Below are 18542 nucleotides of genomic sequence, written 5' to 3'. Positions count from 1 at the left end.
CACGGGCTCGCAGGTTCACGGGCTGGCAGGTTCACGGGCTCGCAGGTTGTCGGGCTCGCAGGTTCAGGGGCTCGCAGGTTCACTGGCTGAGCGGGCACGCAAGCCGAGCGGGTGCAGTCGTGCCGGTGAGGGCACTGGCTGGCCGGGCACGGCCTGTCGTGCGCGCTCACCAGCGAGACGGTGTCGGCCGCGTCGAGGTCGGCCAGGCGCGTGGCCAAGCTGGGCGTGGTGAACGCCTGTCGGTGGAAGGCCCGCGCAGCTGTGGTGCCACAGCCCCCGTCACCGGGGTGCGTCGACCGAGGGCACTCCTGGCGTGGCAGGGCAGCACGGTCCGAAGGGGCGCTCTGCCGAGGTATGGGCGCGCGTGGCATAGGCGGTTACGGCGGGATGGTCGGCGAAATCGGTGCCCGCTGCACTCCTCTCAGCTTCAGCACGCGCGGTGTGGCGGCGTGGCGCGCACAGGCGCGTCGACACCGATGGGAGCGGCAGGCCCACAGAGGGCGTCAGCTTGGGTGCGCTTGTGTTGGTGCGCCCCGATAATCGGCCTCGCTGGGCTAGCCTCTCGGCAGCCTGCGCGGTCATAGGGGCACCGCCGCCGCTGCCGGGAACGTGGCCAGTAACCAGGTTGCGGCCAGCAGGCCCGGACCATGCGGCAACTCGACTCGCGGCGGTCGGCGCGCGGCCGCGTGGAGGAGGCCGCCCACCAGGGTGAGGGTGCAGGCCAGCAGTCCGGCCAGCGGCAGCGCCCACCAGGACAGCGCGCCCAGCACGGCGCCGAGACTGCCGGACAGCTTCACGTCGCCGGCACCCAACGCACCCGGCACGATCAGGTGCACCACGAGGTGCAGCAACCCGAACGCCAGACAGCCGAGCACCGCGCCGGCCAAAACGCGTGTGCCGCCGCCGGTCAGCGCCGCGAGCGTGAGGAGCGCGGCCACAGCCGGATATGCAGGCAGGGTCAGGGCGTTGGGCAGCCGGTGGTGCAGCAGGTCGGTGGTGGACAGCAGCACGCCGAACCAGGCGAGCGCCAGCGGCACGGGCAGCCACCACGGCGGCAGCCCGCCGGAGAACCACCGTGCGGCCACCAGTGCCCAGAGCAGTCCGGTGGCGAGCGCGCACCAGGGCGAGCGCACCGAAGCGCCGCGGGGCAGGCGACGCAGCAACCGGGCGCCCAGCGCGCCAAACACCCAGCCGGCGGTAAGGAATGCGGCAATCAGTCCACTGAGGACCGTGATCTTCTCGCTCATGAGACCACCATCGGCCCGGCATGGGCGAAAGCCAAGAACTATGTGGACGAATGACCCTTTCACCCCGTGAGACGAGGCGAAAGGGTCATTCACTCGTTTGCACCACGGCCGCAACCACGGCCGTCAATTGTCAGCGCTGCCAGGAGAACAGCGTGTCGCCTGCCTTGACCTCGCCCTCGGCGAGCTCGGCCAGCACCTCCGAGGTCGCGTCCAGGGCGATCACCGGGCAGATCGGCTGGTAGCCCGCAGCCTCGATGTCGTCCGGGTTCCAGCCGACCACGGGCTGCCCGGCGCGCACCGTCTCGCCCTTGACCACGTGCAGCGTGAAGCCCTCACCCTTGAGCTTGACCGTGTCGATCCCCAGGTGCACCAACACCGCGCCACCGTCCTCGGTGGCCACCACGAACGCGTGCGGGTGCAGCGTCACGATCGTGCCGTCCACGGGAGCAACGGCGTCCCCTGCCACGCGGTCCGGCTCGACCGCGACACCGGGGCCCACCATCGCCTGGGCGAACACTGGGTCGGGCACCTCGGACAGCGGCACGACGCGCCCGGCGACCGGGCTGCCAACCCGCAACGTCACAGCAGGTCCTCGATGTCGCTGGCGAGGGTGTCGGCCTCGGGACCGACCACGATCTGCACGATGTTGCCTGCGCGCATCACGCCGTGCACGCCCAACGCCTTCAGCGCCGCCTCGTCCACCACGGAACCGTCCTCCAACTCACAGCGGAGCCGGGTGATGCACGGTTCGATCTCGACGATATTGCCAGCGCCACCGATCGCGGCGAGGATCTTCGCCGCCTTGTCGTCAGCCACCTTGCGTGTCCTCTCTCGACTGTGTAGCGGCCCGACTACGCCGAGCACACCATGCCTGCGCCAGTACTACGCGAGTCCGCCAGTTGGTGCCACTGATCAGCACGAACCAATAACGGCGGGTTGACACTCACTCGGCGCGGGGGCCATGCTCCCGCACCAACTGGTCTAGACCGGAAAGTACCAATGACGGCGACAGGGATCGACCCCGAGCCCCGATTGGTTCGCCGAGCCGAGCACAAGGAGGTGCCGTGGCCAAGCTTCCGAAGATCGTCCGGCGAGGCACCACCCCGGCCCCGCTCGTCGACGGTCCCAAGCCCAAACACGCCCAGCTACGCGAGATCCTGCGCAGGTTGGCCGAGCAGGAACTCTCCCCCGGCTCACCGATCCCGTCGGAACGCGACCTGGCCGAGCGCTACGGGGTCTCCCGCATCACCGTCAGGGCGGCCATCGGCCAGCTCGTCGCCGAGGGCCTGCTCACCAGGGCCCAGGGACGGGGCACCTTCACGGCCAGCAGGCGGCTGGACGGCCAGCTGTACCTCGAGTCCTTCACCGATGACATGCGGCGGCGGGGGCTCGCCCCGACCACCGACGTGCTCGCCGGAGTCGAGGAGGAGCCCACCGCGTCGGCCGCGGCCGCGCTGGGTCTCACCGCGGGCGAGGCGGCCTACCGGCTGCTTCGGCTGCGTCGCGCCGACGGCATTCCCATCGCCGTCGAACGCGGCTACTACAACCCGCAGGTCGTGCCGGAGCTGCTGCGACACGACCTGACCGGGTCGCTGTACACGCTGATCGCCGACACCTACGGCGTCCAACTCGACCACGGCCGGCAGACGGTCTGGGCCGAGATCGCCGATCCCGAAACCGCGAAGCTGCTCGCTGTGCGCGTGGGCAGCCCGCTGTTGGTCTTCCGCCGGGTCGCCAGCGCCGCTGGCCGCCCGGTGGAGGACATGACTTCCTGGTACCGGGGCGATCTATACCAGGTGACCATGCAACTGGACCGGGACGTCCCGGGTTCTGGTCCTTTCTTCGCCCAGGGAGGTACCCGATGAGCGCCAGCGCCCCACAGGCGGTAGGCGGTCGCGACATCAAGGGTCTCGCCGTCGCCCAGCGCCTTGGTCGCAGCCTCATGCTGCCGATCGCCGCGCTGCCTGCGGCTGGACTGCTCCTGCGACTCGGACAGGCGGATCTGCTCGGCAAACCGACCCTGCCGGACTGGATCCAGAAGGTCGGTGCCGTCATCGGCGCCGGCGGCGGCGCGCTGTTCGACAACCTGCCGCTGCTGTTCGCGGTGGGCATCGCGATCGGCTTCGCCCGGCGCGGTGACGGCTCGACCGCGCTCGCCAGCGTGGTCGGCTTCGTGGTGCTGACGAGTGTGTTCAAGGCGATGTCGCCGTTCGTGCTCGACCAGCCGACGGACCCGGCGGCCAAGCCGAACCTGATCGACTACCGCGTGCTCGCCGGCATCGTCGTCGGCATCGTGACAGCGTTGCTGTGGCAGAAGTTCCACCGCATCAAGCTGCCCCCGTACCTGGCGTTCTTCGGCGGCCGCCGGTTCGTGCCGATCATCACCGCAGGCGTCATGCTGGTCATCGGCGTCCTGATGAGCCTGATCTACCCGGCGTTCAACAGCGGCCTGACCCACCTGGGCAACGCGATCACCGGCAGCACGGTGATCGGCGCGTTCCTGTACGGCACGATCAACCGCCTGCTGATCCCGTTCGGCCTGCACCACATCATCAACTCCTTCCTGTGGTTCGTGTTCGGCAACTACGGCGGCCAGACCGGTGACATCAACCGGTTCATCAAGGCGCACGACCCGAGCGCCGGCACGTTCCAGGCCGGCTTCTTCCCGATCTTCATGTTCGCCCTGCCGGCCGCGGCGCTGGCCATCTGGCACACCGCGAAGCCCTCGCAGAAGAAGATCGTCGGCGGCATCATGTTGTCGGCCGCGCTCACCGCGTTCATCACGGGTGTGACCGAGCCGCTCGAGTTCTCGTTCATGTTCGTGGCGTGGCCGCTGTACCTGATCCACGCGGTGCTGACCGGCCTCTCGCTGGCCGTCACCAACGCGCTGGGCATCCACCTCGGCTTCACGTTCTCGGCCGGTGGCATCGACTACGCGCTCAACTGGGGCATCTCCACGAGGCCGTGGCTGATGATCCCGGTCGGCCTGGTGTTCGCGGTGATCTACTACGTGGTGTTCCGCTGGGTCATCACCAAGTGGAACCTGAAGACCCCGGGCCGCGACGACGACGCCGAGAACGGCCTCGTGGAGAACGGCGGCGCGGTCAGCGACAAGGCCATCGCCAACAGCAAGGTCAGCAAGGCCGACAGCGCCTGACGACCTGCGTAGGACAAGTACCACAACGAAGGGACGGATCATGCCGGAGCGACGGGTCACCGTGGCCAGCAAAGTGGGCCTGCACGCCAGGCCGGCCGCGCTACTCGCCAAGGCGGCGGCGGAACAGCCGGTCAAGATCACCATCCGCAAGGACGACGGTCAGCCGGTCGAGGCCGCCAGCGTGCTCGGACTGATGACGTTGGGCGCCATGCACGGCGACGAGGTCGTGCTGACGGCCGACGGCGATGGCGCGGACACCGCGCTGGAGGCCATCGCGGCCATCATCGGCACGGATCTCGACGAGGGCTGATCCGGCCCAGCTAGGACTGTGGGGTCCCGTCGCCCGCCACCCCGAATCGGGCGGCGGGGCTCCACCACCACCGCATGACTCCAGGCCCGTGGCACCCCTGCCACGGGCCTCGGTCATGCGGTGGCCGTGGAGTGCACGCGGCGGTCGGATCGTCGGCCTACCGGCAGATCACGGCCGACCCGGGTGGCCGGTACTCATGACGTCGGCGCCCCTCAGATCGGGAGTTCCAGCTCGCCGCCGGTCGCGGCGCGCAGCGCGTCGCGCATGGCGGATCTGGGGGCCGGCCTGCCGGTGAACTGCTCCACCTGGCCGAAAGCCTGGTGCAGCAACATGTCCAGCCCGGTCGCGAGCCGGCCGCCGCGCCGCAGCACGGCGTTCGCCACCGGCGTCGGCCACGGGTGGTAGATCACGTCCAGCAGGCACGGTGCGAGCGCCAGTTCCTCGGCGTGCCGCTCGGTGGCGGCCGCCGGCACGGTGCTCACCAGCACGTCCACCGAGGACGCCAGCTCGCCGAGGTCCGTGTCGGCCCAGCGCAGCACGGTCACGTCGACGCCGACGCGGCGCGCGCACTGCACGGCCTCGGCGGCTCGGGCCGGATCGCGCACCACCACCCGCACGTCCCGCACGCCGAGATCGGCCAGGCCCGCCAGCGCGGCCGAGGCCGTGCCGCCGGCACCGAGCACAGCGCCGCGCGCTCCCGGTCGCTCAGCGAAGCCACCAGCCACCCGCAGCGCCCCGACGACACCGTCGACGTCGGTGCAGTCGGCTCGCCAGCCCGCGCCGTCGGGCAGCGGCACCAACGTGTTCGCCGCGCCGACGGCGGCGGCCCGCTCGGTCGCCTCGGCGGCCACCGCGAGGGCGGCGCGCTTGCCAGGCATGGTCACCGACAGGCCGGCCCACTCCCGGCCGAGGCCGGCGACGAGCGCGGGCAGCGCCGCCTCGTCGCACTCCACCCGGTCGTAGGTCCAGCCCGCGAGGCCGAGCGCCGCGTAGGCGGCCGAGTGCAGCACGGGCGACAGCGAGTGCGCGACGGGCGAGCCGAGCACGGCGGCCCGGCGACGACCGAGGGTCAAGGTCAGAACACCCCGTTGTTCTTGGCGTCGTTGGCGTCCTTGTCGTGGCCGGCCTGCGTGGTGTTGAAGCAGCTGTGGCCGTCCTTTTTGCACTTCACGAAGAACAGCCAGTCACCTGCTTCCGGCTTCATCGCCGAGGTGAGCGCCGCGCTACTCGGCGAACCGATCGGCGTCGGCGGCAAACCCTTGTTCAGACGAGTGTTGTACGGGCCTTCGGCGTTGAGCTCGGCATCGGTGAGCCGCGCGTCCGGCTGGTCCTTCTGGTAGTTGGTGGTCGAGTCAAGGCCGAGCGGGGTGCTGCTGGACAACCGGTTGTAGATCACCCTGGAGACCTTGCCGAAGTCGTCGGTGATGGCCTCCTTCTCCACCAGCGACGCCATGATCAGGATCTGGTAGGGCCGGAAACCGGTGTCCGCCGCGGCAGCCGGCAACCCGGGCACCTGCATCAGCGCCGAGGACGAGGCGAGCACGTTCTTGAGCAGTTCCTCCGCGCTGGCACCGGGTTTGACCTGGTAGATGCCCGGCATGATCAGGCCCTCCAGGCGGTGCTTCGGCTCGGCCCTTGCCACGTCGGCCATCGCCCAGTCCGGCACGCCGATGGCCTTGGCGTCCGCGGTCTGCGCGGCCTGCTGGAGCTGTTCGACCGGCACGCACGTCTTCTTGCCGTCCAGCGTCGCGCAGCTCGCCTGGGACAGCATGGACAGGATGCCGGGCACCACCTTGTCGCCGACCTTGTGGTCGGCGAGGATGTTGCCGCCCTTGACCTCCAGCGCCTGCACCTTGCTGGCCGGGTCGACGATCTTGGCCACGGCCGCCGTGCCGGACATCTTGGTCTTCAGCAGGTAGTACCCCGGCTGGACCTCGCGCAGCTTGTCGACGGTCTCGCCCGCCTTGACGAACGCGCGGGCGCTGGCCACCACGTCGGCGTCCTTGAGCCGGGTGGCGATGTCGCCGGTGGAGTCGCCGGACTGGACCTGGATGACCTTGTCGGAGTCGCCGCCACCCGGGTAGTCGTCGTAGCTGCCGATGCCGAGCAGCGTCGTGACGCCGTACCAGGCGCCCCCGCCGACCACGACCAGCACCAACAGGCCGACCAGGAGCAGCACGAGCTTCTTGTTCCGGCTGCTCACCTTGCGAGCGGGCTTGCCCTTGGCTTTGGCCTTGCCCTCGCGACCTGTGCCGGCCGCGTCGGCCGTGTCGCTGCCAGCCTCCTCGAACAACCCGAGGTCGTCGTTCACCGGTCCTCCTCGGCCGATCGCGCCAGGTGCTGGGCCCTCCCGTCCAACCACGACTGGAGGATCTCCACCGCGGCGGCCTGGTCGACGACGGCACGCTGCCGTCGCCCACGGACGCCCCGCTCGGCGAGCACCCGGCTGGCGGTCACCGTGGTCAACCGCTCGTCGGTGAGCCGGACCGGAATCGGGGCGACACGCTCGGCCAACGCGGCAGCGTACGCCTCGGCGATCTGCGCCGCAGGCCCGTGCCGCCCGGCCAGCGTCGTCGGCAGTCCGACGACCACTTCGACCACCTCATGTTCCGTCACGAGAGCAACCAACTCGGTCAGGTCCCGGTTGGCCTTTTCGTCACGAGACAGGGTAACCAGTGGAGTCGCGAGAAAGGGTGACGGATCGCTCAGCGCGACGCCGACGCGCACCGCGCCGACGTCAACGCCGAGCCGCCGGCCGCGGCCGGGGTCGTCCGTGCCGGGCCGGTCGGGCCTGCGCGCGCCCGACCCGGCAGCGGACTGCCCCTTGCCCGTCAAGATCCGGCCACCGCCCGGTCGACCTCGGCCCGCAAGGCGGCGATCGCCTTGTCCACGCCGGTGGCGTCGGTGCCGCCGCCCTGGGCCAGGTCCGGCTTGCCGCCGCCGCGGCCGCCGATGACCGGCGCGAAGGCCGGCACCAGCTTGCCGGCGGCCAGCTTCAGGTCGCGGGCAGCGGCCGTGGTGGCGACCACGAAGCTCACCTTCGAGCCGTCGACGGAGAACAGCGCGACCACGCCGGGCCTGCTGCCCAGCCGGTTGCGCACCTCCACGGCCAGCGTGCGCAGGTCGCCGGCGGACACGCCGTTCGGGACGGCGACGGCTACCACGGCCACGCCGCGAACGTCCTGTGCCTGCTCCACGAACTGGCCAACGGAGGACAGCAGCTGCGCACCGCGCAACCGCTCAAGCTCCTTCTCGGCCACGCGCAGCCGCTCCACCAGCGCCTCGACGCGACCGGGCACGTCGGCGTCCGGCACCTTCAGCATGGCGGCCAGGTTCTGCATCAGGGCGCGCTCGGTGGCCAGGTAGCGGAACGCCTCGATGCCGACGTAGGCCTCGATGCGGCGCACGCCGGAGCCGACCGAGGACTCACCGAGCAGGGTGATCGGGCCGATCTGCGAGGAGTGCTCCACGTGCGTGCCACCGCACAGCTCGCGGGACCACGGGCCGCCGATCTCGACGACCCTCACCTCCTCGTCGTAGGTCTCGCCGAACAGCGCGACCGCGCCCATCTCCTTGGCTCCTGGCAGCGAGGTGTACACCACCTTGACCGGAAGGTCCTTGCGGACAGCCAGGTTCGAGACTTCCTCGATCTCGCTGCGGGTCTCCTCGGAGAGGCCGCCGGTCCAGGCGAAGTCCAGGCGCAGGTAACCGGGCTTGTTGTACGAGCCGCTCTGTAGCGCGGACGGGCCGAGCACCTGGCGCAGCGCGGCGTGCACGACGTGCGTGCCGGAGTGCCCCTGACGCGCGCCGACCCGCCACTCCTGGTCGACCCTGGCCTCGACGTGCTGACCCTCGACGAGCTCGCCGCCGCGCACCCGAACCTGGTGCACCCACAGCTTCTTGGCGACCTTCTGGACGTCGACGACCTCCAGGTCGAGGCCGTCGGCGACGATCACGCCCGCGTCGCTCTCCTGGCCGCCGGACTCGGCGTAGAGCGGGGTCCGGTCGAGCACGACCTCGACGATCTCGCCCTCGACCGCGCTGCGCACGCGCTGGCCGTCGCGCACGATGCCGCGCACGGTGGCCTCGCTGGCGAGTTCGGCGTAGCCGGTGAACTCGGTGGCGCCGAGGTTGAGCAGCTCCCGGTACACCGACTGGTCGCCGTGCCCGGTCTTGCGGGACGCGGCGTCGGCCTTGGCCCTGGCGCGCTGCTCGGCCATCAGCCTGCGGAAGCCGTCCTCGTCGACGGACAGGCCCTGCTCGGCGGCCATCTCCAGGGTGAGGTCGATGGGGAAGCCGTAGGTGTCGTGCAGCTGGAAGGCCTTGTCGCCGGGCAGCATGGCGCGGCCGGCGGACCTGATCTCCTCGGCCGCCACCTCGAAGATCTTCGAGCCCGCGGTGAGCGTGGTGAGGAAGGTGTCCTCCTCGGCCTTGATGATCGACTCGATGCGGGCGAAGTCGGTCACCAGGTCGGGGTAGGACGAGCCCATGGTGTCGCGCACGACGGCGGCGAACGTGGCGAGCACGGGCTCGGTGACGCCGAGCAGCCGCGCCGAGCGGACGATGCGGCGCAGCAGCCTGCGCAGCACGTAGCCCCTGGCCTCGTTGCCGGGGGTGACGCCGTCGGCGATCAGCATCACGCCGGTGCGGGCGTGGTCCGCGATGACCCGGAACCGCACGTCGTCGGTGTGGTCGGCGCCGTAGCGGCGCCTGGACAGCTCCTCCGCCTTACTGATCACCGTGCGGACGAGGTCGGTCTCGTAGACGTTCTCCACGCCCTGCAACAGCGCGGCCATCCGCTCGACACCCATGCCGGTGTCGATGTTCTTGTTCGGCAGCTCGCCGAGGATCTCGAAGTCCTTCTTCGCCCCGCCGGGTCCACGCACGTTCTGCATGAAGACGAGGTTCCAGACCTCGAGGTAACGGTCCTCGTCGACGACGGGCCCGCCCTCCTCGCCGAACTGTGGCCCACGGTCGTAGTAGATCTCCGAGCACGGCCCGCACGGCCCCGGCACCGTCATGGACCAGAGGTTGTCCTCCATGCCCCTGCGCTGGACCCGCTCCTCGGGCAGGCCGGCGATCTTCTGCCACAGCGCGATGGACTCGTCGTCGTCCTGGTAGACGGTGACCCAGATGCGCTCGGGGTCGAGCCCGTAGCCGCCGTCGTCCTGCGACTTGGTGATCAGCTCCCAGGCGAGCTCGATGGCCCGTTCCTTGAAGTAGTCACCGAAGGAGAAGTTGCCGGCCATCTGGAAGAAGGTGGTGTGCCGGCTGGTCTTGCCGACCTCTTCGATGTCGCCGGTGCGGACGACCTTCTGGATGCTGGTGGCGCGCGGCCACGGCGCAGGGGCCTCGCCGAGGAAGTACGGCTTGAACGGCACCATGCCCGCGTTGACGAACAACAGGTTGGGGTCGTCGAGCAGCAGCGAGGCGCTGGGCACGACGGAGTGGCCGTTTCGCTCGAAATGCTCGCGGAAACGCTTGATGATCTCGTTTGTCTGCACGGTTGGATGTCCTCGGTGTGCTGAGCCGGCCGGTGTTTGCCGCCGGCTCGAAGTCGGGTGGGTCGCTGCGAAGGCGGGCGACTGCGGTGCGTGCCCCTGCGCCGGGTGGTGGCGCGGGGTCAGCCGCCCGCCCGGCGCGCTCGCGCCCTCGCGCTCCTGCGGACGGTTTGCTCGTCGGGCCGCCAACCGGTGGCGCCGAGGGCGAAGTCCTCGCTGTCGCGGGTGTCGCGGCGGGGCCTGCCGCCGGTGCCGACTCCGGTCTGGCGCTCGACGACGTCGTGCAGCTCCTGCTCGCGCTCGACCATGCCGACGCGCACCTCGGCACCGAACGCGCCCACGGCGCCGGCGAGTTCCCGCAGGCCGTCGCCGACGTTGGCGGCGATGCCGGCCGGGGTGATCTGCCTGGCGGTGTTGCTGGCCTTGCGGGCGACCGCGACGCCGGCCGCGAGGCCGACGCCGAACCAGAACAGCCTTCTCATCGACGGCCTCCCTTGCGCCGGCCCGGCCGGCGGGAGTGCTTGCCAGGGGTCTCGACCGCGGCCTTGCGGCGCGCGCGGACCGCCTTGCTCAGGCCGTAGGACAGCGCGGCCGCCTTGACCAGCGGGCCACCGAGGGTCGCGGTGAACAGCGAGGTGAGGGCCGAGACGTTGCCGCTGACCGCGCGGGCGTTGGCCGTGATGCCGTCGACGCGCTCGAGCTGGGTGTTCACGTGCGTCAGCGTCGTGTTGGCCTCGAGGAACAGCGGGTCGCTGTTCTTGTGCGCCTTGCGGATCGCGACGGTGGCCTCGTCGAGGGTGCGGCCGAGCTTGACCAACGTGACCGCCAAGAACAGCACCAGCAGCACGAACGCGCCGGCTGCGATCAGCGCGGCGATCTGCCCTGGCGACACGGGGTCCTCCTTGTACCAAGCGACTCGCCGGGCTCGACCCACATGACGAGCTACCCGACGCGAGCGTAGGTCCCGTCGGTTGGCGGCCGAAGCGAATATCCGATTGCCGGTCAGGCTACCGCGCCTCCCCCGAACGGAGCCGATCGGATCACCGTTACCGCCGGTACCGTCACCACGAGGAGTGACCGGCGGCAAACGTGACGTGGCTAGCAAAGCCGAGCGGCCGCTTGACACGCGGATCATGGTGCAGGTGAGGTAAGCCTTACCTTTGCGAGGTTAGCCTTGCCTCGCTGTCACTCGTCGATCTTCCGGAGGTGCCGTGATCCCGGCTGCCGAGGCCCCACCCGTCGCACCGTCCCCGCCGCCCGGTCTGCTGGCCGGGTCGGCGGAAGGGCTGGTCGAACTCTCCGTCGCGGTGACCCGCGCGGTGGCCGGGGCGCGCTCCGCACGGCGCCCCCGCGGCCCGCTGCCCCAGGGCGCGCCCGCCGACGTGCTCGCCGCGACGACCGCCGCGCTCGGCCCGGCCGGCATGCCCGAACGCGGCGTCGGCACCGACGCCGCCCTGCACCGGCTGGCCACCGTGCTGGTCGAGCAGGGCATCGACCTGAGCCACCCGATGGCCGCCGCGCACCTCCAGCCGCCGCCGCTGACCGTCGCCGTCGCCGCCGACGCGCTGGCCAGCGCCGGCAACGCCTCGCTGGACACCTACGACTCCGGGCCGGCCACCATCGCGGTGGAGCGCTGGGTGGTCGACGCGCTGACCTCGCTTGCCGGCTTCGACGACGGGGCCGACGGCGTGCTGACGCCGGGCGGCTCGCTGTCCAACCTGACCGCGCTGCTGCTGGCCAGGGACGCGGCGGCGGCGCGGCGCGGGGTGGACGTGCGCAGGGACGGCGTGGCCGCGCTGCCGAAGCCCGTGGTGTTCTGCTCGGAGCTCGCGCACTTCTCGGTGCACCGCGCCTGCGCGACGCTCGGGCTCGGCGAGTCCGCCGTGCGGGCGGTGCCGGTGGACGAACGGCACCGGATGCGGCCGGACGCGCTCGCCGCGATGCTGCGCGACCTCGGCGAGGAGCACACCCCGATCGCGGTCGTCGCCACGGCCGGCACCACGGACTTCGGCTCCGTCGACCCGCTTGCCGAGCTGACCGCGCTGGCCCGCGAGCACGGCGCCTGGCTGCACGTGGACGCCGCCTACGGGTTCGGCACGCTGTTCTCCGACTCGCTCGCCGGGCGGATGGACGGGCTCACCCACGCCGACTCCGTCACCGTCGACCTGCACAAGATCGGTTGGCAGCCCGCCGCCGCGAGCGTGCTGCTGGTGCGCGACCGGGCCGCGTTCGCCGCCCTCGACCGGTCGGTGGACTACCTGAACCCAGCCGACGACCGCGCCGCAGGCTACGACGGGCTGCTTGGCCGCACCCTGCAAACCACCCGGCGGCCCGACGCGGTCAAGATCGCCGCCACCCTGCTCGCCTACGGGCGGCACGGGCTCGGCCAGTTCGTGGACACCTGCCACCGGCTGGCCAGGCACGCCGAGGCCCGTATCGCCGCCGAACCCAGGCTGGAACTGGTCGCCGGGGCGGAGCTGACCACCGTGGTGTTCCGTTACCTTGCCGAGGATCCGGCCACCCGCGACCGGGTCAACGGCGAGCTGCGCCGCAGGCTGCTGCATCGGGGCACCGCGCTGATCGGCCGCACCTCCGCGCGCCCGGCCGGGCCGGCCGACGAGCCCGTCACCTGCCTGAAGCTGACCCTGCTCAACCCGACCGCGACCGAGGCCGACATCGACGACCTGCTCGCGCTGGTGTTGGACGCGGGCGCGGCCTGCGAGCGCCACTCCCCGACCGTCGCCGAGGCGCACGAAGAAGGTGCCGCATGACCAGCAACAGCGCCGTCCACACGGACGCCCCCGCCGATCGGCTCGACGCGGCCAGCCCGAGGACCTCGGCCGAGCACGCGCATCTGGAGGCGCTGCTGCGGTGTTGGCTGCGCGAGACCGGGACGGACGTGCCGGCCGGCCAGCTGCGGGTGCCGCTGCCCGCCACCGGCCTGACCCTGGCCACCGAGGTCCTGCACCGCTCCCCCACCGGCTGGCACCGCTTCGGCCCGGTCTCGCTGCTGCGCGCCGACGGCGTCCCCGTCGGCCCGGCCGACCCCGTGCTCGCGGTCGCGCTGGTCGCCCAGGAGGCGGCCGCGCGCGGCGGCGTGCCGGCCGGCGAGGCGGACGACCTGGTCGAGCGCACCGCCGAGTCCGTCCGGCGGGTCACCGGGTACGTGGCGCACCGCCGCGCGGAGACCGCCGTGCCCGAGGGGGTCAACGGCTTCCTCGACGCGGAACAGGCCCTGCTGCTCGGGCACCTCAACCATCCCGCGCCGAAGAGCCGGGACGGCGTCTCGGTCGCCGAGGACGCCGCCTACGCCCCCGAGCTGCGCGGCTCGTTCCGGCTGCACTGGTTCGCGGCCGACGAGTCGGTGGTCTCGCACGACGCGGTGGCCGGCTCGTCCTCACTCGGCGGCCGCGACACCGTCGCGTTGCTGGCCGAGCTGAGCGAACGACGGCTGGCCGACGGCAGGGTGCTGATCCCCGCGCACCCGTGGCAGGCCCGCGACCTGCCGCACCGGCCGAGGATCGCGGCGCTGTTGGCCGACGGGCGGCTGGAGGCGCTCGGCGAGCTCGGCCCGCGCTGGTGGCCGACGTCCAGCCTGCGCACGGTCTACCGGCCCGACGCCCCGGTGATGCTCAAGCTCTCGCTCGGGTTGCGCATCACCAACTCCCGGCGCGAGTCCACCCGCACCGAACTGCGGCGCGGGCTGGAGATCCATCGCCTGCTGGACGCGGGCTACGCGGCCGGCACCGAGCTGGCGCATCCCGAGTTCCACGTGGTGCGGGACCCGGCGTGGCTGGCCGTCGACGAACCGGGCCGCGCGGCGGGCCCCGAGGTGACGGGTCTCGACGTCGCGGTGCGGGAGGTGCCGGCCGGGATCGACGCGCTGCGGTGCCTGGTCGGGCTGGTCGCTCCCCGGCCGGGTCTTGGCCGCAGCCGCCTCGGCGAGCTGGTGGCGGCGTCCGGTCCCGGCGCGGCTCGGCGCTGGGTCGGCGACTACGTCGACCACGTGCTGGTGCCGATGCTCCGGCTGCACGCCGAGACGGGCATCGGGCTGGAGGCGCACCAGCAGAACACGTTGGTGCGGCTGAACGAGCGCGGCGAGGTCGTCGGCGGCGCGTTCCGGGACAACCAGGGCTACTACCTGGCCGCCTCGCACCTGCCGGGACTGCTGGCCCGCGCCGAGGCCGACACGAGCACGCTCGCGGTGGTCGACGACGCGATCGTCGACGAGCGGCTGTCCTACTACCTGCTGCGCAACCAGGCGCTCGCGGTCGTCGGCTGCCTCGCGGTCGACGGGCTCGCCAGCGAGGAGGACCTGCTCGGCGTGGTCGCCGAACGCCTGGACGCCGCACTGGGGTCGCTCGCCGACGCCGGACCGGACGGGGATCGGTTGGCGCGCCGCTGGCTGGACGCGGACACGTTGCCGTGCAAGGGGAACCTGCTCACCAGGCTGCACGGGATCGACGAGGTGCTCGCGCCGCTCGACGCCCAGTCGGTGTATCTGGACGCGCCGAATCCACTGCGGGGGGCGCGGCGATGAGTGAACAGTTGGTTGGCGTTTCGGCGCCGCCGGTACCTGTGCTCGGGGACGGTTGGGCGTTGCGGGTGGTCGATCCGGACAGCCCCGACCTCGACCTCGTCCAGCGCTGGATGCAGGCCCCGCACGTGGCCGCGTACTGGCTCCAGGCGTGGCCGAGGCAGCGCTGGCACGAGGAGCTCAGCAGGCAGCTCGGCGGCACGCACTCCCGGCCATGCCTGGTCAGCCGGGACGGGATTCCCGTGCTGTACCTGGAGATCTACCGCCCGGTCCTTGATCAGCTCGGGGCCTGCTACCCCGCGCGGCCGCAGGACGTCGGGCTGCACCTGGCGATCGGCGAGTTGGGCAGGACGGGCCGGGGGCTGGTCAGCTCGCTGCTGCCGGTGCTCACCGCCGCGTTGTTCGAGGCCGATCCGTTGTGCGGCAGGGTGTTGCTGGAGCCCGACGTCCGCAACACGGCCGCCGTCAGGGCGTTCGGCTCCGGCGGCTTCCGGCTCGCCGGCGAGATCGACCTACCAGACAAGACGGCCGCGCTGTTCGTGTGTCCGCGCACCGAGGAGGACATGCTGTGACCGACCACCGGACACCCGCGCAGGAGACCAGCGAGCACGACGTGATCGCGGTCGGCTGCGGCCCGTTCAACCTCGGGCTGGCCGCGCTCGCGTCCACGGTCGACGGCCTCGACCTCGTGGTGCTCGAGGCACGCCAGGAACTGCGCTGGCACAGCGGGCTGATGTTCGACGACGCGCTGCTCCAGGTCAGCTTCCTGGCCGACCTGGTGAGCCTGGTCGAGCCGACGCACCCGCTGTCGTTCCTGGCCTACCTGCGTGACAACGACCGGCTGTACCCGTTCTACATCCGCGAGCGGTTCCACCCGACCCGGCGGGAGTACGAGGACTACCTGCGCTGGGCCGCGTCCCGGCTGCCGTCGGTGCGGTTCTCGCACCGGGTCGAGTCGGTGCGCTGGCGCGAGAGCGACGGCCGGTTCGAGGTGCGGGTGGTGCGCGGCGACGGCGCCAGGTTGCTGATGCTGGCCAAGGACGTGGTGGTCGGGGTCGGCACCGAGCCCTCGGTGCCGCGCTCGCTCGCGAACCTGCCGGGCGACCGACTCATGCACACCAGCGAGTACCTGCACCGACAGTCCGATGTGGACAAAGCAGGTCACGTGACGGTGGTCGGCTCCGGGCAGTCCGGGGCCGAGGTGGCGCTGGACCTGTTGCGGCGCAACCTGGCCGGCGGTGGCGGGATGAGCTGGCTGACCAGGACACCGACCTTCGCGCCGCTGGACTACACGAAGCTCGTGCTGGAGATGACCACTCCGGCCTACGTCAGGTACTTCCACGAGCTGCCAGAGCGGACCAGGGACGAGCTGGTCGCCGAGCAGTGGCGGCACTACAAGGCGATCTCGGCGGAGACACTGGAGGAGCTGCACGACCTGCTCTACCGGCGGGAGCTGACGCACGGGCTGGCCGACGTCGAGCTGCGCTGCGCGACCGCGATCCAGGACTCGGCGGTGGACAGCGCCGGCCGGGCGGTGTTGACCTGCCTGCACCGGGACACCGGGCGGACCTTCACGCACACCACGGACCTGGTGGTCGCGGCGACCGGCTACCGGCAGCGCCGACCCGTGTTCCTGCAACCCGTAGAACCGTTGCTGCGTAGGGACGACAGCGGCAGGTACCGGGTGCGGCTGGACCACTCCGTTGAGCTGGATCACGCCGTGACCGGGCGGATCTTCGTGGCCAACGCCGATCTGCACAGCCACGGGCCCGCCGCGCCGGACCTCGGCATCGGCGCGGTCCGCAACGCCACCATCCTCAACGCGGTGACCGGGCGCGAGGCGTACCGGCTGCCCAAGCGGACGGCGTTCACCAGCTTCGCGGCACCGGGAGACCTGGCGTGAACACGACGGAACTCTGGCTGGACCGGTCGGCCGCGCTGCTGGCCAAGACGATCGGTGAGCTGTGCTTCGAGCAGCTGCTGACACCTGAGCCCGTGGCCGGCGGCGCCGAGGACGACGCGGGCTTCGTCGGCTACCAGCTGTCGCTTGGCGCCGCCGGGTACACGTTCTCGGCCCGCCGCACCTCCTTCGAGGGATGGACGGTGCTGCCGGGGTCGGTGCGGCGCAGCGCGAGCGGGATCCTCGGCGACGACGTCACCGAGCCGACCGAGGACGTGCAGCAGTTCCTGGTCGACGCCTGCGACGCGATGCGGGTCGAGCCCGCGACGGTCGCCGGCCTGCTGGCCGAAGTGACCGCGACGCTGACCGCCGACGTGGCAATGGCCGCCACCGCGCGCCCGGCCGCCGAGCTGGCCGAGCTCGGCCACGCCGCGCTCGACGGGCACCTCACGGGTCATCCGTGGCTGTTCGCCAACAAGGGCCGCATCGGGTTCTCCGCGCAGGACCAGGCGCGGTACGCGCCGGAGGCCCGCACGCCGCTGCGGCTGCCGTGGCTCGCGGTGCACCGGGGGTTGGCCGAGTTCCGCGGCACACCCGAGCTGTCCGAACACGTGGTGCGGCAGCGGGAACTGGGCGAGGAGACCGTGGCGCGGTTCGCCGAGACGCTGCGGCTGGCCGGCGCGGATCCGGACAACTTCGTGTGGCTGCCGGTGCATCCGTGGCAGCTCGACCACGTGGTGCGCACGCTGTGGGCGCCGGAGCTGGCGACCGGCCGGATCGTGCAGCTTGGCGAGAGCCAGGACCACTATCTGCCGACGCAGGCGATCCGCACACTGTCCAATGTGGACTCGCCCGATCGCCACCAGGTCAAGCTGCCACTGCGGATCCTGAACACCTCGGTGTACCGGGGCATTCCGCCGCACTGCACGCTGGCCGCGCCGATGACCTCGCAGTGGCTGCGCGGCATCTTCGCGGCGGACCAGCTGCTCGGCGAGTGGGGCACGATCCTGCTCGGCGAGGTCGCCTCCGTGACGGTGCGGCATCCGCAGCTGTCGCGCGCGGGCGCCGTGCCCTACCAGTGGTTGGAGACGCTCGGCTGCATCTGGCGGGAGCCGCTGACGCCCCGGCTGCGCGACGGCGAGCACGCCTGGGCGCTGGCCGCGTTGCTGCACCTCGACCCGGCCGGCGACGCGTTGGTGAGCGAGTACGTGCGGCGGGCGGGCGGCGACGCGGCCGCGTGGGCGGCGGCACTGCTGCGCGCCCTGCTGCGGCCGCTGCTGCACCTGCTCTACACCTACGGGATCACGGTGAACCCGCACGGGGAGAACGTGTTGGTGGTGTGCGGGCCGGACGGGCTGCCCAGCCGGGTCGTGCTCAAGGACCTCGTCGACGACGTGAACGTGTCGGTGGACCGGGTGCCGCAGCGGGGCGTCGAGCCCGACTCGCACGACCGGGTGTTGCCGAGGAAGCAGTGGCCGGTGCTGCGCCAGTATGTGGTGGACGCCTTGCTGGTGGGGGTTTTCCGGCCGCTGGCCGGGTTGCTCGCGCAGCGGCACGACCTGCCGGAGGAGCGGTTCTGGGGCATGGTGCGGGGCGAGATCGAGTCGTATCGGACGCGGCACTCCTCGGTGGCCGACCGGATGGACGCAGGCGACCTGCTCGGGCCGACCTTCGCCAGATATCCGCTCAACGGTTACCGGTTGACGATGGGGTACGGCGACCTGGCGCAGCGGCCGCCGGTGCCGTCGAGCGGACGGCTGCCCAATCCGCTGCACGCCGTCCCCCAGGTGGCTCCGGCCGATGGTTGGTAGTGGCCGCAGCCAACATGGAATACGTCACTCGTCCGAGTGGTCCGGAGCGAGAACCGCTCTCCCGCCTCGACATCGTGAG

The 18542-nt window shown here is 71.6% G+C and carries 17 protein-coding genes; 8 read left to right on the top strand and 9 right to left on the bottom strand.

The genetic code is table 11. The annotated features are described in order from the left end of the window. Nucleotides 1–578 precede the first annotated feature (578 nt). From F0L68_RS15030 to F0L68_RS15020, 3 genes are all read right to left on the bottom strand, one after another. Complete coding sequence (locus tag F0L68_RS15030) at nt 579–1247, bottom strand: prepilin peptidase (RefSeq protein WP_149850165.1); 669 nt, start codon at nt 1245–1247, stop codon at nt 579–581. A 130-nt stretch (nt 1248–1377) separates the two neighbouring features. Beyond that, nucleotides 1378–1830: a PTS sugar transporter subunit IIA gene (locus F0L68_RS15025; RefSeq protein ID WP_149850164.1), complete on the bottom strand. Its 453-nt coding sequence runs from the start codon at nt 1828–1830 to the stop codon at nt 1378–1380. Then, entirely contained in the window at nt 1827–2063 is a 237-nt protein-coding gene (locus tag F0L68_RS15020) for a PTS sugar transporter subunit IIB (RefSeq protein ID WP_149850163.1), read from the bottom strand. The genes F0L68_RS15025 and F0L68_RS15020 overlap by 4 nt, the downstream gene beginning before the upstream one ends. A 248-nt stretch (nt 2064–2311) precedes the next feature. Between F0L68_RS15020 and F0L68_RS15015 the strand changes: the two genes are divergently transcribed. Genes F0L68_RS15015 through F0L68_RS15005 form a run of 3 tightly spaced genes read left to right on the top strand, consistent with a single transcriptional unit; the run spans nt 2312 to nt 4714 of the window. Continuing rightward, the gene (locus tag F0L68_RS15015; RefSeq protein WP_223198806.1) at nt 2312–3112 is read left to right on the top strand and encodes a GntR family transcriptional regulator; all 801 of its coding nucleotides are present in this window, start codon (nt 2312–2314) and stop codon (nt 3110–3112) included. Continuing rightward, nucleotides 3109–4404, top strand: a complete 1296-nt coding sequence (locus tag F0L68_RS15010) for a PTS transporter subunit EIIC (RefSeq protein WP_149850162.1) — start codon at nt 3109–3111, stop codon at nt 4402–4404. Before F0L68_RS15015 ends, F0L68_RS15010 begins: the two co-directional genes overlap by 4 nt. A 40-nt stretch (nt 4405–4444) precedes the next feature. Continuing rightward, entirely contained in the window at nt 4445–4714 is a 270-nt protein-coding gene (locus F0L68_RS15005) for an HPr family phosphocarrier protein (RefSeq protein ID WP_149850161.1), read from the top strand. A gap of 212 nt (nt 4715–4926) precedes the next feature. Here the strand turns inward: F0L68_RS15005 and F0L68_RS15000 are convergent, their stop codons facing one another. From F0L68_RS15000 to F0L68_RS14975, 6 genes are all read right to left on the bottom strand, one after another. Beyond that, complete coding sequence (locus F0L68_RS15000; RefSeq protein ID WP_149850160.1) at nt 4927–5787, bottom strand: shikimate dehydrogenase; 861 nt, start codon at nt 5785–5787, stop codon at nt 4927–4929. A 2-nt stretch (nt 5788–5789) separates the two neighbouring features. After that, on the bottom strand, nt 5790–7025 hold the full coding sequence (gene mltG, locus F0L68_RS14995) for an endolytic transglycosylase MltG (protein WP_188316588.1): 1236 nt from the start codon (nt 7023–7025) through the stop codon (nt 5790–5792). Then, the gene (gene ruvX / locus F0L68_RS14990) at nt 7022–7549 is read right to left on the bottom strand and encodes a Holliday junction resolvase RuvX (RefSeq protein WP_149850158.1); all 528 of its coding nucleotides are present in this window, start codon (nt 7547–7549) and stop codon (nt 7022–7024) included. The genes mltG and ruvX overlap by 4 nt, the downstream gene beginning before the upstream one ends. Then, nucleotides 7546–10218 carry an alanine--tRNA ligase gene (gene alaS, locus F0L68_RS14985; RefSeq protein ID WP_149850157.1) on the bottom strand — a complete coding sequence of 891 codons (2673 nt, stop codon included), beginning with the start codon at nt 10216–10218 and terminating at the stop codon, nt 7546–7548. The genes ruvX and alaS overlap by 4 nt, the downstream gene beginning before the upstream one ends. Before the next feature lie 119 nt (nt 10219–10337). Continuing rightward, the gene (locus F0L68_RS43530; RefSeq protein WP_223198805.1) at nt 10338–10697 is read right to left on the bottom strand and encodes a hypothetical protein; all 360 of its coding nucleotides are present in this window, start codon (nt 10695–10697) and stop codon (nt 10338–10340) included. Then, nucleotides 10694–11107 carry a DUF948 domain-containing protein gene (locus F0L68_RS14975; protein WP_149850156.1) on the bottom strand — a complete coding sequence of 138 codons (414 nt, stop codon included), beginning with the start codon at nt 11105–11107 and terminating at the stop codon, nt 10694–10696. The genes F0L68_RS43530 and F0L68_RS14975 overlap by 4 nt, the downstream gene beginning before the upstream one ends. 319 nt (nt 11108–11426) lie before the next feature. On the opposite strand from F0L68_RS14975, the gene F0L68_RS14970 reads away from it, so the two are divergent. Genes F0L68_RS14970 through F0L68_RS14950 form a run of 5 tightly spaced genes read left to right on the top strand, consistent with a single transcriptional unit; the run spans nt 11427 to nt 18463 of the window. Beyond that, the gene (locus tag F0L68_RS14970) at nt 11427–12986 is read left to right on the top strand and encodes a pyridoxal phosphate-dependent decarboxylase family protein (protein WP_223198804.1); all 1560 of its coding nucleotides are present in this window, start codon (nt 11427–11429) and stop codon (nt 12984–12986) included. After that, a complete protein-coding gene (locus F0L68_RS14965; protein WP_149850155.1) occupies nt 12983–14755 on the top strand; it encodes an IucA/IucC family protein in 1773 nt (590 codons plus the stop codon). Before F0L68_RS14970 ends, F0L68_RS14965 begins: the two co-directional genes overlap by 4 nt. Continuing rightward, entirely contained in the window at nt 14752–15324 is a 573-nt protein-coding gene (locus F0L68_RS14960; protein ID WP_149850154.1) for a GNAT family N-acetyltransferase, read from the top strand. The genes F0L68_RS14965 and F0L68_RS14960 overlap by 4 nt, the downstream gene beginning before the upstream one ends. Further along, nucleotides 15321–16655 carry a lysine N(6)-hydroxylase/L-ornithine N(5)-oxygenase family protein gene (locus F0L68_RS14955; protein WP_149850153.1) on the top strand — a complete coding sequence of 445 codons (1335 nt, stop codon included), beginning with the start codon at nt 15321–15323 and terminating at the stop codon, nt 16653–16655. Before F0L68_RS14960 ends, F0L68_RS14955 begins: the two co-directional genes overlap by 4 nt. Beyond that, nucleotides 16652–18463 carry an IucA/IucC family protein gene (locus tag F0L68_RS14950; protein WP_149850152.1) on the top strand — a complete coding sequence of 604 codons (1812 nt, stop codon included), beginning with the start codon at nt 16652–16654 and terminating at the stop codon, nt 18461–18463. The genes F0L68_RS14955 and F0L68_RS14950 overlap by 4 nt, the downstream gene beginning before the upstream one ends. Nucleotides 18464–18542: the final 79 nt, after the last annotated feature.

The organism is Solihabitans fulvus, assembly GCF_008386585.1.
Classification (GTDB): domain Bacteria; phylum Actinomycetota; class Actinomycetes; order Mycobacteriales; family Pseudonocardiaceae; genus Solihabitans; species Solihabitans fulvus.
The sequence above is the reverse complement of the archived record's forward strand: the minus strand, read 5'-3'. Positions and strand labels throughout refer to the sequence as shown.

Bases quoted from the DNA above. Each gene is read 5' to 3' on its own strand.
- F0L68_RS43530 (WP_223198805.1), bottom strand. From the start codon at position 10,697: ATGAGAAGGCTGTTCTGGTTCGGCGTCGGCCTCGCGGCCGGCGTCGCG.
- F0L68_RS15005 (WP_149850161.1), top strand. From the start codon at position 4,445: ATGCCGGAGCGACGGGTCACCGTGGCCAGCAAAGTGGGCCTGCACGCC.
- F0L68_RS14960 (WP_149850154.1), top strand. From the start codon at position 14,752: ATGAGTGAACAGTTGGTTGGCGTTTCGGCGCCGCCGGTACCTGTGCTC.
- F0L68_RS14965 (WP_149850155.1), top strand. From the start codon at position 12,983: ATGACCAGCAACAGCGCCGTCCACACGGACGCCCCCGCCGATCGGCTC.
- F0L68_RS15010 (WP_149850162.1), top strand. From the start codon at position 3,109: ATGAGCGCCAGCGCCCCACAGGCGGTAGGCGGTCGCGACATCAAGGGT.
- F0L68_RS15030 (WP_149850165.1), bottom strand. From the start codon at position 1,247: ATGAGCGAGAAGATCACGGTCCTCAGTGGACTGATTGCCGCATTCCTT.